This window comes from Kitasatospora sp. NPDC058162 (genome assembly GCF_042884005.1).
Taxonomy (GTDB): Bacteria; Actinomycetota; Actinomycetes; order Streptomycetales; family Streptomycetaceae; genus Kitasatospora.
In genome coordinates this window covers 266,887-280,848 of the sequence record NZ_JBHVUS010000003.1, presented here as the reverse complement: position 1 = coordinate 280,848, position 13,962 = coordinate 266,887, and the positions used below count along the sequence as shown (strand labels likewise).

The 13,962-nt window shown below is 72.0% G+C and carries 13 protein-coding genes; 6 read left to right on the top strand and 7 right to left on the bottom strand.

Annotated elements, in window-relative coordinates; translation table 11 throughout:
- The first annotated feature begins 50 nt into the window (after positions 1–50).
- Positions 51–779: a hypothetical protein gene (locus ACFVXG_RS07625; RefSeq protein ID WP_387925279.1), complete on the top strand. Its 729-nt coding sequence runs from the start codon at positions 51–53 to the stop codon at positions 777–779.
- Positions 780–889: 110 nt separating this feature from the next.
- Here the strand turns inward: ACFVXG_RS07625 and ACFVXG_RS07620 are convergent, their stop codons facing one another.
- Positions 890–1,693, bottom strand: a complete 804-nt coding sequence (locus tag ACFVXG_RS07620) for a phosphatase PAP2 family protein (RefSeq protein WP_387925277.1) — start codon at positions 1,691–1,693, stop codon at positions 890–892.
- Positions 1,694–2,118: 425 nt separating this feature from the next.
- On the opposite strand from ACFVXG_RS07620, the gene ACFVXG_RS07615 reads away from it, so the two are divergent.
- A complete protein-coding gene (locus tag ACFVXG_RS07615; RefSeq protein ID WP_350515391.1) occupies positions 2,119–3,105 on the top strand; it encodes a sigma-70 family RNA polymerase sigma factor in 987 nt (328 codons plus the stop codon).
- Positions 3,106–3,241: 136 nt separating this feature from the next.
- The gene (locus ACFVXG_RS07610) at positions 3,242–3,568 is read left to right on the top strand and encodes a hypothetical protein (RefSeq protein WP_387925276.1); all 327 of its coding nucleotides are present in this window, start codon (positions 3,242–3,244) and stop codon (positions 3,566–3,568) included.
- 9 nt (positions 3,569–3,577) lie between these two features.
- Here the strand turns inward: ACFVXG_RS07610 and mscL are convergent, their stop codons facing one another.
- The 5 genes from mscL to ACFVXG_RS07585 all read right to left on the bottom strand — a co-directional run bounded on the left by mscL (position 3,578) and on the right by ACFVXG_RS07585 (position 8,249).
- Positions 3,578–3,994 carry a large conductance mechanosensitive channel protein MscL gene (gene mscL / locus ACFVXG_RS07605; RefSeq protein ID WP_387925275.1) on the bottom strand — a complete coding sequence of 139 codons (417 nt, stop codon included), beginning with the start codon at positions 3,992–3,994 and terminating at the stop codon, positions 3,578–3,580.
- 30 nt (positions 3,995–4,024) lie between these two features.
- Positions 4,025–4,297 carry a hypothetical protein gene (locus ACFVXG_RS07600; protein WP_387925273.1) on the bottom strand — a complete coding sequence of 91 codons (273 nt, stop codon included), beginning with the start codon at positions 4,295–4,297 and terminating at the stop codon, positions 4,025–4,027.
- A 248-nt stretch (positions 4,298–4,545) separates the two neighbouring features.
- The gene (locus ACFVXG_RS07595; protein ID WP_387925272.1) at positions 4,546–4,905 is read right to left on the bottom strand and encodes an FmdB family zinc ribbon protein; all 360 of its coding nucleotides are present in this window, start codon (positions 4,903–4,905) and stop codon (positions 4,546–4,548) included.
- 126 nt (positions 4,906–5,031) lie between these two features.
- On the bottom strand, positions 5,032–6,408 hold the full coding sequence (locus tag ACFVXG_RS07590) for an MFS transporter (protein ID WP_387925270.1): 1,377 nt from the start codon (positions 6,406–6,408) through the stop codon (positions 5,032–5,034).
- A gap of 356 nt (positions 6,409–6,764) precedes the next feature.
- Positions 6,765–8,249, bottom strand: a complete 1,485-nt coding sequence (locus tag ACFVXG_RS07585; protein ID WP_387925268.1) for a potassium/proton antiporter — start codon at positions 8,247–8,249, stop codon at positions 6,765–6,767.
- A gap of 360 nt (positions 8,250–8,609) precedes the next feature.
- On the opposite strand from ACFVXG_RS07585, the gene ACFVXG_RS07580 reads away from it, so the two are divergent.
- A complete protein-coding gene (locus tag ACFVXG_RS07580; protein WP_387925266.1) occupies positions 8,610–11,330 on the top strand; it encodes a penicillin acylase family protein in 2,721 nt (906 codons plus the stop codon).
- A gap of 91 nt (positions 11,331–11,421) precedes the next feature.
- Here ACFVXG_RS07580 and ACFVXG_RS07575 read toward each other — a convergent pair whose 3' ends face one another.
- On the bottom strand, positions 11,422–11,997 hold the full coding sequence (locus ACFVXG_RS07575) for a 5-formyltetrahydrofolate cyclo-ligase (protein WP_387925264.1): 576 nt from the start codon (positions 11,995–11,997) through the stop codon (positions 11,422–11,424).
- Positions 11,998–12,058: 61 nt separating this feature from the next.
- Between ACFVXG_RS07575 and ACFVXG_RS07570 the strand changes: the two genes are divergently transcribed.
- The gene (locus ACFVXG_RS07570; RefSeq protein WP_387925262.1) at positions 12,059–12,967 is read left to right on the top strand and encodes a GGDEF domain-containing protein; all 909 of its coding nucleotides are present in this window, start codon (positions 12,059–12,061) and stop codon (positions 12,965–12,967) included.
- Between the two features lie 51 nt (positions 12,968–13,018).
- Positions 13,019–13,939, top strand: a complete 921-nt coding sequence (galU, locus tag ACFVXG_RS07565; protein ID WP_350505113.1) for a UTP--glucose-1-phosphate uridylyltransferase GalU — start codon at positions 13,019–13,021, stop codon at positions 13,937–13,939.
- Positions 13,940–13,962 lie beyond the last annotated feature (23 nt).

Genomic DNA, 13,962 nt, shown 5'->3' with positions numbered 1-13,962 from the left:
ACGCCGGGGCACGCACCTCGCCGCGTTGTCGTCGGTCGCCGATGCTCCGCATGGACTCCCTCCTCCGCCTTGCGATGCACGCACCCCAACGCCGCCCCGCCCGCCCTCCGGGCGGACGACGGGAGTTCGAAGACGGACCCTGCCTCGCCATCCTGCTCGCCGTGGTGTGGGCCGCGCCCATGCTGGCCCGCGAGTTCGAGACCGGCACCAGCGTCTGGGCCTGGACCCAGGGCACCAGCCGCTCGCGCTGGTTCCTCAGCCGGGCGGCCCTGCCGATCCTGGCCGCGATGGCCTCCGGGCTGGCCCTGACCGGCGCCGTGATGATCAGCGGGATGCACCGGCCGGTCTTCGTCGCCCACGACCACATGAGCGAGAACTACCTCAGCACCCACGGGCCCTACCTGGTGCTGAGCGCGCTCTGCGCGATCGCCACCGGCCTGGCCGCCGCGGCCGCCACCCGGCGGGCCGTCCCGGCGATCGGCATCAGCCTGATCGCGCAGATCGCGCTGACCCTGGTGATGCCGAAGCTGGCGACCATGGTCGCGCCCACCGCGACCGCGACCTTCGGGCGCGGGGTGACCGAGTACCAGATCGCCGTCCTGGACGGGCACCAGACCTCGCTGACCCGGCTCGCGGACGGCGGGGTGTCGGTGGAGTACCAGCCGAACAGCTACTTCTGGGAGGCCCAACTGGTCGCCGGCGCCGCCTTCCTGGTGCTGACCGCCGCCCTGCTCGCCTACGCCTGGCGCACGGTGCAGACCCTCCCGGGCAAGGCTTGACGGACGTCGCGTGCTCCTTGGCCCTCCGCCGAATCCGGCGGGGGGCCTTCGGTGTTCCGGGCCCGGACGGGCCGGGGCAGCGGAAACGGGTCGGGTCAAGCCGGGTCGGGTCAGCGGACCGGACCGTCCAACTCGCCCTCGTCCAGCGGCCCGTCGGTCTGCGGCACCCGGACGGGCGCCACGATGACCCGCTGGACCCGGGGCCTGGTGCGCCAGTTGACCCGCCGTACGTCGCGGGCCAGCGCGCCCGGCCGCCAGAGTTCGATCACGGCCGTCACGACGCCCAGCACGGCGCCGGCCGCCAGCCAGCCGGCCACCACGTCGCTGGGCCAGTGCACCCCGAGGGCGGTCCTGGTCCAGCCGATGGTCAGCACCGTCGCCGCGGCCACGGCGCAGGCGGCGGTCCGGCCGCGCCGGTCGACCCGGTACCAGACCAGGCCGACCAGGACGGCACAGGTGATCGCCGAGGCCATGGCGTGCCCGGAGGGGAAGGCCGGACCGCCGGCGTGCGACACCGGGTCGGCGAAGGCGGGCCGTTGCCGGTCGACGGCCAGCTTGAGCGCCCACTGGGCGCCCCAGCCGACCAGCGCCTGGGCGGCCACCCAGCCGGCCAGCACCCGGGCGCCGATCAGCAGGAGCCAGGCGGCCGCGAGGCCGAGGAGGATACGCATAGTGACGGGGCCGCCGATGTCGGAGAGGGTCTGCACCGCGGCGGTCCAGATTCGGTGTTCCCGTGCGTAGGTGTGGAGTTCGCCGATCCACTCCTGGTCGAACTGGTGCAGGGGGTACCAGCGGCCCGTCACCAGCATCGCCAGGAGGCCGAACAGCGCGGCGCAGCCCAGCGCGACCGACGCGTCCCGGAGGAGACGGCGATGACGCACGGTGACGGGTGTCGTGCTGTTGGTCAGGTGCATGCCTGACACCTTCCCAGCGCGCCACGCCGATCAGGAGCCGGAGTGATAGCGATTCGGCATCATTTGTGCGGAGGACCTGCGTGCGCCGGGGGGTGGGCGCGGGCGGATTCCGGGGGCGCCCGGGAACGTCCGCGATCGTTCGCCTGTTCAACCGAGGGGCGACGGTTGCGTGTGCGGTGGGTGAAGAAACGTTCCGGGAACGGTCGCGAACGGGCACCAGAGGTGCCCGAGCGGTCACCGAGCGTCCAGAACCGGGGTGAAAACCGGCAGGATACTGCATCGCGAGGAAGAATCTGAACGACTTGGGAATGTTGTCCGGAATCTGTTCGTTGGATCGTTACGTGTGAGCCCCCCGGGGCCCGCACTTCTTGCCCTCCTGGGGGGCAGGCAGGCAGACCTCGGCAACACCAGCAAAGGGAGCAAGCATGGCCACCCGTGCCGTCGTTCGCGACAGGGCCGACCGGACTCGCGCGGCCCGCCCGACCAACCTTGAGGCCGACCGCGACCTGGTCGGTATGTACCTCGACGAGATCGCCAGGACGCCCCTGCTCGATGCCGCCGAGGAGGTCGAGCTCTCGCTGCGGATCGAGGCCGGTGTGTACGCCCAGCACCTGCTGGAGGAGAGCGAACTCCCCGACGGCCAGCTCCCCGACGGCGTCACGCGCGAGGAGCTGGAGGCGATAGCGGCCGACGCCGAGCGCGCCAAGGACGTCTTCATCCGCTCGAACCTGCGCCTGGTGGTGGCCGTCGCCCGGCGGTACCCGCGCAGCGGCCTGCCCCTGCTGGACCTCATCCAGGAGGGCAACGCCGGTCTGGTGCGTGCCGTCGAGAAGTTCGACTACGCCAAGGGCTTCAAGTTCTCCACCTACGCGACGTGGTGGATCCGGCAGGCGATCACCCGCTCGATCGCCGACCAGTCCCGCACCATCCGGTTGCCCGTGCACCTGGTCGAGGAGCTCGGCCGGATCCGCCGGGTGCAGCGCGAGAAGTCCAAGGAGCTGGGCCGCGAGGCGGAGCCGGCCGAGATCGCGGCCGAGCTGGACACCACCGAGGCCCGGATCAAGGACGTGCTGGACTGGGCGCGCGACCCGGTGAGCCTCAACATGTCGGTCGACGACGAGGGCGAGACCCAGTTCGGCGACCTGGTGGAGGACACGGGGGCGACGTCCCCCGAGGACGCCGTGATGGTCATGCTCCGCCGCGAGGAGCTGGACGGCCTGATCGGGCGGCTGGACGACCGCACCGCCTCGATCATCCGCTCCCGCTACGGCATGGAGGACGGCCGGGAGCGCACCCTCACCGAGGTGGGCAAGCAGCACGGGCTCACCCGGGAGCGGATCCGGCAGATCGAGAAGCACGCCCTGGCGGAGCTGAAGAAGATCGCCGACCACGCGGGCTTCGAAGCCGCCTGACGGCCGACGGCCGAGGTCGACCACCCGGGCCCGGGTGCGGAGCGCTCCGCACCCGGGCCGGCGCGTGTGGTCGGGAGCCTCGCGAGGCTTCTACGCTGAAAGGACAGGTCGGACCGCGAGCAGGGGAGTGGACAAGGTGAGCGAGCAGGAACAAGCGCAGGCACAGGAGCCGGGGCGCGAACAGGGCCAGAACGGGACGCAGGGCGACCTGGGGGGCACCCCCGCCCCTCCCCCCTCCCCCCTCCCCCTCCCTCCCTCCTCCTCCACCCCTTCCACCACCTCCACCACCACCTCCACCACCACCACCCCCGCCAAGGCCCGGCTGGTCTTCCGTGACCCGCTGGACCAGCAGTCCCAGGACGACACCGACGCCGGCTGGGGCGACCGCCCCGGGGCGGGTGCCGGCGGTGGGCGGGGGCTGGACTGGTACCTGAGCCAGCGCCCGCCGCACCACGGGGACTGAGGGCGTGCTCTAACGCGCCGCGACGAGCGCGTCGCGGATCTCGGTCAGCAGGAGGACCTCCTTGGCCTCGGCCTCGGCCGCCACCTCGGCGGCACTCTTGCGCTTGGCCGCCATCCGGTTCATCGGCACGATGAGCACGAAGTAGACGACGGCCGCCGTGATCAGGAACTGCAGGACGGCGCTGAGCACCGACCCCCACAGGATGAGGATCCCGGACGTGACCTCACCGGTGGCGCTCACCTCGCAGGGCCCCTTGAGGCAGGAACTGTAGGACGCCAGGTCCTTCGTCCCGAACACGCCGACGATCGGATTGATCACGCCCTTGACGAAGGCGTTGACGATGTTGGTGAAGGCCGCGCCGATGACCACGGCGACGGCGAGTTCGACGACATTTCCACGCAGCAGGAATTCCTTGAAGCCTTTCATGCCGCCTCGAACGACGAAGTCGTCGCCGGGTTACGGGTGATCCTCCGGGAGCCCTGATTGACAACCCGGACGGCCCACCGCGCCGCCCGGGGGCGGCGGCAGCCCGGCCCGCGCGGGCCCGGAGGCGAGCGCCGCGGCCACCGCGAGCAGCACCAGCGCGGGCACCCCGCCCCGCCGCCGGACGGCCCGGCGCCAGCGGTGCCACCCGCCGCAGCCACGCCGGATCGGCGGGAAGCTGGGCACCTCCCGGCGGGGCGGCACGGTGGGCGCGGGCAGGGGGACGGACAGGCTCATGGCGGTCATCGGACACCTCCGGACTCGGTCGGGTCTTGCTCGGTGCCCCCACCATGCGTGCTCCGGCGGCGGCCCGGAAACCGATTCCCACAGCCTGTGGAAAAACCCGCCCCTGTGGATAACTTCGTACACCCGTACGAGCTATTTCCGATCCCGGAAGTTGACCGCGGCGCGCGAAAAAGGCCCGCCGCGGCATGCGAAAAGGCCCGCCGCCCCCGCGCGAAGCGGGGCCGACGGGCCTTCCCGTGAAGCCGAGGTCAGCCTGCGGCCGGAGCCGGGCTGCTGGACGAGCTCGTGGAGCTCGACGAGCCGGTCGACGAGCCGGTCGACGAGCCGGAAGAGCTCGACGCACCGGACGAACCCGAGCCCGAACCCGAACCCGAGGTCGACGACGTCGAGGAGCCGGCGGACGAACCCGCGCCCACCGAGCTGCTGGAGGACGAGCGGCTGTCGGTCCGGTAGAAGCCCGAGCCCTTGAACACGACGCCCACGGCCGAGAAGACCTTGCGGAGCCGTCCCTGGCAGTCGGGGCACGTGGTCAGCGCCTCGTCGGTGAACTTCTGCACCGCCTCCAGGCCGTTGCCGCACTCGGTGCACTGGTACTGGTACGTGGGCACTTGTCTTCCTCCTGGCACTCTCGCCTGATGAGTGCTAACGATGGTCAATGATGCGGTATTCCGTTGGATCAGTCCAGCGAATCCGGTGTGAGATGAGCCGGTACCGAATCACCGCCGACCGCGCGCTCAGCCCTTCGCGGCACCGACGAGCTGCGCCGCGCCGCCGCGGTCGGCCGATGAGGCCACCACCCGGCTCGCCCCGCCCGGGGCCACCAGCAGGTGCCGCATCGACACCAGCGCGATCAGCCCCAGCCCGGCGCCGACGGCCGGCACCAGGAATCCGGCGGACGGTCCGTGGCCGTCGATCAGCCGCCCGGCCACCATCGAGCCGATCGCCAGGCCCAGGCCGATGGCGCCGGTCAGCCAGGTGAACGCCTCGGTCTTGGCCCCGTCCTCGACCAGGGTCTCGACCAGGGTGTAGCCGCTGATCAGGGTCGGCGCGATGGCCAGGCCGCAGACCAGCCCGGCGATCGAGAGGGTGACCAGGTTGGGCATCGCCCACAGGGTGGAGCAGCCCGCCACCAGCAGCGCGTAGCTGATGACCATCCGCTGCTGGACGGCCCGCCGCCAGGCGATGACGCCGTAGAGCACGCCCGCGACCATCGAGCCGCCGGCGAAGATCCCGTACACGGTGCCGGCCGCGTCGTGCTGGCCGACCGAGTCGGCGAAGGCGTTCACCGAGACCTGCATCCCGCCGAACACGGCGCCGACCCCGAGGATCGCCCCGGCCAGCAGTCGGACGCCGGGGGAGGCCAGCGCGGAGGCGCGTCGCGCGCCGGGCTGGGGGGTGATCCGGGTGGGCGCGGTGCGGCGCTGGGCGGCGAAGGCCAGGCCGCCGACGAAGGTCAGCGCGGCCTCGACGACCAGGGCGGTGGCCGGGTTCACCGAGGTGGCGATGTTGGCGGCCAGGATCGGGCCGATGACGAAGGTGAACTCGTCCGTCACGGACTCGAAGGCGAAGGCGGTGCTCACCTTGGCCGCCGAGGAGGCGGACGCGCCCTCGGCGCCGATCGTGGCGATCCAGCGGGCCCGGACCATCGCGCCGATCTGCGGAACGCTCGCGCCGGCCGGGACGGCGGCCAGGAACAGGCTCCAGGCCGGCGCGTGGCCGAGCGCCAGCGCGATCAGCAGGCCGACCGAGGCCGCGTGCACCACGACGGTCGGGACGAGGACGGCGGCCTGCCCGTACCGGTCGGCGAGCCGTCCGGTCTGCGGGCCGATCAGGGCCTGGGCGACGGCGGCGATGGCCGTGACGGTGCCCGCGGTGCCGTAGGAGCCGTGGGTGTCCTTGACGAGGAGCAGGATGCCCATGCTGAGCATCGCGTAGGGCAGTCGCGCGATGAAGGCGGGGGACAGGAAGGTCCAGGCGCCGGGCGTGCGCAGTAGTGCGCCGTACCCGACCTTGGCCGGTGCCGCGGCGTCGGCGGTCGCGTTGTTCGGGGTGCTGTCCGCGGTGGGCGACGTGGTGTCCGCGGTGATCTCGACCGTTCGGCGGGCCGTCACGGTCGGTCCTTCCTGCTGCCTGGTAGCGCGGCAGGGCATGGGGTGGCCCCGACGGCGCCGAGAGTCGTCCTCTCGCGCGTCGACCGGGGTAGATACCGGGCCGGCCGGGCCTGGTGGGCCGGGGCCGTACCGCGGCCGCCGAGCGGTCGCGCCAACTCTGCTTCAGGCAGATGCTGGGGGTGGTCTTGCGGTAGTTATACGGCGTGGTCCCACCAGCATACAGTTACGCGCGTAGATACCGCCAGACCACCCACAACGCCCACGTCACCTCAGGCCCCACCCGGCCAGGCCCGCGCCCGCCCACCCGGCCGGGCCCGCGCCCGCCCGGCCCGCCCACCGGGCCGGCCCCGGCGCCCTCACCGCCCGTTCAGCCACCCCGCCAGCTTGCCGCCCTTGTCCACGGCCCGCAGCCGACGCTCCGTCGCCTCGCCGACCTCGTCCGTGGTGACCACCAGCAGCTCGTCCCCGCCGCGCAGCATCGTCGCCTTGTCCGGCACGAAGGAGCTGCCGTCCCGCACGACCAGGGTGACCGCCGCCCCCTTGGGCAGCCGCAGTTCGCTGACCTCCACGCCGGACATCCGCGAGGTCGGCGAGAGCGTGACCGACAGCAGGTGTCCGTGCAGCTTCTCCAGCGGCGCGGACTCGATGTCGAGGTCCTGGCCCATCGCGCCCTCGCCGATCCGCAGCCGCTTGGCCATCCAGGGCAGGGTCGGCCCCTGGAGCAGGGTGAAGACGACGACCAGGATGAAGACGATGTTGAACACGTCCTCGGCCCGGTGCGCGCCGGAGACCACCGGGATGGTGGCGAGCACGATGGGCACCGCCCCGCGCAGCCCGGCCCAGCTCAGCAGCGCCTGCTCGCGGACGGGCACCTTGAACGCGGTGAGTGTGAGCACCACGGACAGCGGTCGGGCCAGGAAGACCAGCACCCCGCCGATCACCAGCGCGGGGACCACCGCGTCGCCCATGCTCTCGGGCGCGGCGAGCAGCCCGAGCAGGACGAACATGCCGATCTGCCCGATCCAGGCGAGTCCGTCGGCGAAGCCGCGGACGGCCGGTCCGTGCGGCAGCTTGGAGTTCCCGAGGATCACCGCGCTGATGTAGACGGCGAGGAAGCCGGAACCGTGCAGCAGCGCACCGCCGGCGTAGGCGAGCACGGTCAGGGCGACCACGGCGATCGGGTACAGGCCGGAGGAGGGCAGGGCGACGTGCTTGACCGCGAAGGCGCCGAGCTTGCCGACGGCCAGGCCGACCGCCGCGCCGATCGCCAGTTCGGCGGCGATGGTGCCGAGCAGCACGTACCAGGAGTCCAGCTCGCCGGTCGAGGCGAAGGCGACGACCAGGATGACCACGGGCGCGTCGTTGAAGCCGGATTCGGCCTCCAGCAGACCGGTGAGCCGGTGCGGCAGCGGGACCATCCGCAGCACCGAGAAGACGGCCGCCGCGTCGGTGGAGGAGACGATCGCGCCGAGCAGCAGCGAGGTGCGCCAGTCCAGGCCGACCAGCCAGTGGGCGCCGGCGGCGGTGACGAAGACGCTGACGCCGACGCCGACGGTGGCCAGCACGGTGGCCGCCGGCATCGCCGGCTTGACCTCGCGCCAGCTGGTCTTGAGGCCGCCCTCGGCCAGGATCACCACGAGGGCCGCGTAGCCGAGCACCTGGGTCAGTTCGGCGTTGTTGAAGGTGACGCCGATCCCGTTCTGGCCCAGTGCCACGCCGATCCCGAGGTAGATCAGCAGACTGGGCAGTCCTGATCGGGTCGAGAACCGGACGGCGACCACTGCGAAGAGCAGGATCACGGAGGCTTCGAGCAGGAGCTGGTTCAGGTGGGCGACGTTCACGCAGTGGCACCTCGGGCAGGCATGGGCGGGCGGGGTGTCAGGTGGTGCTGGCTGTCAGGTGGTGCTGGAAGTCGGGTGGTGCGGTGTGTCACGTGGTGCTGGGTGTACGACCCGTTAAGAAGCCGTCAATGCTCCTCTTGCGGATCGTTACTCAGTCTAACATTTTGCCATATCTTTAGTTTCATTGCCGCCGGGTAGGCCCACCAGCCCCTTCCCGGCCGCCCGTTGACCTCCTCCGATCCCGCCCGGAGCGTCCCCCGTGCACGCCGGTCGCCGGACTCGGCCTAATGTGGTGCCCTGTCACGGCCCCAGGCCCTGGACACGCCCGCCCGCCCCGAAGTCAGGACCGCAAGGACCCAGATGCCCCGCTCGAAGAAGTTCCGGCGCGCCCGTCTGATCGTGATGATGCTGGTCGTGCTGCTGGTGGCCGGCGTCGGCTACGGCGGCTACCGCGGGGTCACCGCGGTCCGCGCCTCCTTCCCGGAGGTGGACGGCACGGTCAAGGTGGCGGGCCTGAGCGCGCCGGTCGACGTCAAGCGGGACGCCAACGGCATCCCGCAGCTGTACGCGGACACCAGCGAGGACCTGTTCCGCGCCCAGGGCTACGTCCAGGCCCAGGACCGCTTCTGGGAGATGGACGTCCGGCGGCACATCACCGCGGGCCGGCTCTCCGAGATGTTCGGCGACGGCCAGGTCGACACCGACGCCTTCATCCGCACCATGGGCTGGCGGCAGGTGGCGCAGAAGGAGTACGACACCAAGCTCTCGCCGGAGACCAAGAAGTACCTCCAGGCCTACTCGGACGGCGTGAACGCCTGGCTCGCCGAGCACCCCGGCGGGGAGAAGGCGTCGCTGGAGTACGCCCTGCTCGGCGTGGTCAACAGCGGCTACAAGCCCGAGCAGTGGACCCCGGTCGACTCGGTGGCCTGGCTCAAGGCGATGGCCTGGAACCTCTCCGGGAACCTCCAGGAGGAGATCGACCGCTCGCTGCTGGCCCAGGACTTCGGCCCGGACAAGATCGCCGAGCTGTACCCGGACTACCCGTACTCCCGCAACGGCACGATCGTGAAGACCGGCACCGTGAACGGGGACACCTACCGTCCGGCCGACGGCTCGTCCCAGCCCGGCACCACCCCCGGCGGCGGCACCGCCCAGGGCGCGGCCACCACCAAGGCGCTGCTGCAGGGCCTCACCGACCGGATCGACGCGATGCCGCAGCTGCTCGGCCGCCCCGGCCAGGGCATCGGTTCCAACTCCTGGGTGGTCGCGGGCTCGCACACCACCACCGGCAAGCCGCTGCTGGCCAACGACCCGCACCTCGGCCCCGGCCTGCCCTCGGTCTGGTACCAGATGGGCCTGCACTGCCGGACCACCTCGCCGGCCTGCAATTTCGACGTCTCCGGCTTCACCTTCGCCGGCATGCCCGGCGTGGTGATCGGCCACAACAAGGACGTCGCCTGGGGCTTCACCAACCTCGGCGCCGACGTCACCGACCTCTACCTGGAGAAGGTCACCGGCCCGGACACCTACCAGGTGGACGGCAAGGACGTGAAGTTCGACCTCCGCAAGGAGACCATCAAGGTCGCCGGCGGCGAGGACCGCACCATCACCGTCCGGACCACCCAGACCGGCGCCCCGCTCATCTCCGACCAGAGCACCGAGCAGCAGAACGTCGGCAAGTACGCCCCCAACGGCAGCTCCGCCCCCGACCGCGGCACCGGCGGCTACGGCGTCGCGCTGCAGTGGACGGCGCTCAGCCCGGGCAAGACCATGGACGCCGTCTTCGAGCTGGACAAGGCCCGCAACTGGGACGACTTCCGCGCCGCCGCCAAGGACTTCGCCGTCCCCGCGCAGAACCTGATCTACGCCGACAGCAAGAACATCGGCTACCAGGCTCCGGGCGTCATCCCGGTGCGCGGCAAGGGCGACGGCTCGATGCCCGCCCCGGGCTGGGACTCCTCCTACCAGTGGAAGCCGGACCCGGTCCCCTTCACCGCCCTGCCGTACAGCTTCAACCCGGCGGTCGGCTACATCGTCACCGCCAACCAGGCCGTGGTGGACCCGAGCTACAAGTACACCCTCACCAAGGACTGGGAGTACGGCACCCGGGCCAAGGAGATCACCGACCAGATCGAGGGCCTGCTCAAGAACAACGGCAAGATCTCGCCGGACGACATGCAGACCCTGCAGCTGGACAACACCAGCATCATGGCCAAGACGCTCGTCCCGCTGCTGCTCAAGCAGCAGATCGACGACCCCTACGTGCGCGAGGCCCAGGACCTGCTGAAGGACTGGAACTTCCACCAGGACGCCGACTCGGCCGCCGCCGCCTACTACAACGGCGTCTGGCGCAACCTGCTCAGTCTCGCCTTCGGCCAGAAGTTCCCGGTCGACATCCGGGCCAAGGACAGCTGCCTGCTGGTGCGCCAGCAGGACGACCCGACCAAGCCGGACAGCTCCACCAAGATCGTCACCCAGTGCGGCACCCGTGACCCCAGCAAGGCCCAGCCGGACGGCGGCGACCGCTGGACCGAGGTCGTGCGCGCCCAGCTGGACAAGCCCGACAGCTCGTGGTGGACGTACATCGACTCCGACCACAAGGAGCAGAAGGGCCTGGACAACCTGCTCAAGGAGGCGATGAAGAACGCCCGGCAGGACCTGACCTCGCAGCTCGGCAAGGACATCTCCACCTGGAGCTGGGGCCGTCTGCACAAGCTGGAGCTGCGCGAGCAGACCCTCGGCACCGACGACTCCTCGATCGCCTCCGGCGTCGTCCACAAGCTGCTCAACCGCGGCCCGTACCGCCTCTCCGGCGGCTCGGCGGCGGTCGACGCGGCGGGCTGGAACGCGGCGGCGGGCTACCAGGTGGACTGGATCCCGTCGATGCGGATGGTGGTCGACCTGAACGACCTGGACTCCTCGCGCTGGGTCAACGTCGGCGGCGCCTCCGGCCACGCCTTCCACCAGAACTACAACGACCAGACCGACCTCTGGCTCAAGGGCAAGCTGCTGACCTGGGCCTACACGCCGGACGCGGTCGAGAAGGCCACCAAGCACAAGCTGGTGCTCACCACCGGCTGACGCCCGGCCCGAGCCCGAGCGGCCCCGCCCTCCTCCTGGGGAGAGCGGGGCCGCCGCCGTTCCATCCGCCGCCGTCCCGGCCGTCGCGCCCTCAGCCGAGCGCCCGCACCCCCGAGGGCGTGACCGCCAGGTCCACCGGCAGGTCGTGCGGCTCGGCCGGCACCCGCTCCAGCAGCTCGTGCTCGTACAGCAGCACCGCCAGCACCGGCCGCGCCCCGGCCCGCTCCAGCCGGGCCAGCACCCGGTCGTAGCTGCCGCCGCCGCGGCCCAGCCGCAGCCCGCCCCGGTCCACCGCCAGGCCCGGCAGCAGCACCACCGAGGCCCCCGTGACGGCCTCCGGCCCGAGCCGCGGCCCGACCGGCTCCAGCAGCCCGCGCCCGGCCGCCGCCAGCTCCCCGGGCCCCGTGTACTCGGCCCAGTCCAGGTCGTTGTCGGGCAGCAGCACCGGCAGCAGCACCCGTACGCCGCTCTCCCGCAGCGCGTCCAGCAGCGGCCGCGTCCCGGGCTCCGCGCCCACCGAGACGTACGCGGCCACCGTGCTGCCGGGCGCGGCCAGCTCCCAGGCGTGTCCGGCCAGCGCGAGGGCCGCCTCCGCGCGCCCCTCGGCGGTGAGTGCGCGGCGCCGCGTCAACAGCCGTGACCTCAGGTCGCTCTTCTCGTTGTGCACCGGATCCTCCACGTCCGAAAACCGTGACGCGCAGAGCCTGACACGCGAAAGGGCGCCCCGATTGTCCACCCCGTTGCTGGTCCAGGCCCTGGCCGCGCTGAGCGCCCCCGCACTGGCCGGCGCCACCGTGCTCGGACTGCGGGTGCGCCGGGAGCGGGCCGGGGCCGCCGCGGACCGGGAGCGGCTGACCGGCCGGATCGCCGAACTGGAGGAGCGCTGCGCCGAACTGGAGCGCACCGCCTCCTGCGACCCGCTCACCGGCGTCTGGAACTACCGCCACCTGCAGCTCACCCTGGACCGGGAGATCGAACGGTCCCGCCGTGCCGAGCACACCGACCAGGCCGACGGCCCGCGCCCGCTGGCCGTCCTGCTGCTGGAGATCGCCGGCTTCGACGCGGTCCTCGCCGAGCACGGCCGCGCCCGCGGCAACGCGGTCCTGCGCGACCTCGCCCAGCGGCTCGCGATGGAGATCCGCCGCGCCGACACCCTGGGCCGCTACAGCGGCGAGGAGTTCCTGGTGGTGCTGCCGGACACCGGCGCCGAGGGCGCCGTGCAGGTCGCCGAGCGGCTGGTCTGGTCGGTCCGCCGGCACCTGCTGCTCGACTGGTCCTCCGGCACCCGGGCGCCCCGCCCGGCCGGGGGCAACGGCCTGACCGCCGCCGTCGGCATCGCCGTGCTCCCCGAGGACGGCACCCACGCGGCCGTCCTGCTGCGCTCCGCCGACGGGGCGCTGGCCGCGGCCAGGGCGTCCGGCGGCGACTGCTGGCGGATCGCGCCGCGCTCCGGACAGTCCGCCGCCGGGCCCCGTGAACAGCCCGGTTCCGCGCCGCAGCGGGCGCCGACTGCCGAACGTGACCGTTCGGGAAAGCCGGGTAGTCTGTCGGCCTGTACCGGAGGGGACCCCCTTCCCCAGCCGGTCGCTTCCCATACGCCTGCCACCGTGGCCGTGCCCCGGGACGTGCTGTCCTAGCCGTCCGTGCGCGCTCGGCCAGGCGGAAACGTGCCTGAGTAAGGTAAACGCATGACGACGACCACCTCCCGTATTCCGGTAACCAAGGCCGTGGTACCCGCGGCCGGACTGGGCACCCGCTTCCTCCCGGCGACCAAGGCCACCCCGAAGGAGATGCTGCCCGTCGTCGACAAGCCGGCCATCCAGTACGTCGTCGAGGAGGCCTCCGCCGCAGGCCTCTCCGACATACTGATGGTCACCGGCCGCAACAAGCGCGCGCTGGAGGACCACTTCGACCGCGCCTACGAGCTGGAGGAGCTGCTCGTCCGCAAGGGCGACGAGGACCGCCTGCGCCGGGTCCGCGAGTCCGTCGAGCTGGCCAACATGCACTACGTCCGCCAGGGCGACCCGAAGGGCCTCGGCCACGCCGTCTCCGTCGCGGAGCAGCACGTCGCCGGCCAGCCCTTCGCCGTCCTGCTCGGCGACGACCTGATCGACCCGCGCGACCCGCTGCTCTCCCGCATGATCGAGGTGCAGCAGGAGCTCGGCGGCTCGGTCGTCGCCCTCATGGAGGTCGACCCCTCCCAGATCCACCTCTACGGCTGCGCGGCCGTCAAGGCCAACGGCTTCGGCGAGGACGTCTTCCAGGTGACCGACCTGGTCGAGAAGCCCGAGCCCGGCGAGGCCCCGTCCAACTACGCCGTCATCGGCCGCTACGTCCTCGACCCGCTGGTCTTCGACGTGCTGCGCGAGACCCCGCCCGGCCGCGGCGGCGAGATCCAGCTCACCGACGCCCTGCGAGAGCTGACCACCCGCGACGCCGAGGCCGGCGGCCAGGTGCACGGCGTGCTCTTCAAGGGCCGCCGCTACGACACCGGCGACCGCGCCGACTACCTGCGCGCTATCGTCCGACTGGCCGCCGAACGCGAGGACCTGGGCCCGGAGTTCCGCTCCTGGCTGCGGGAGTTCGTCGGTACCGAGCTGCAGGACTGATCTCACGACACAGAGAGCGAGCC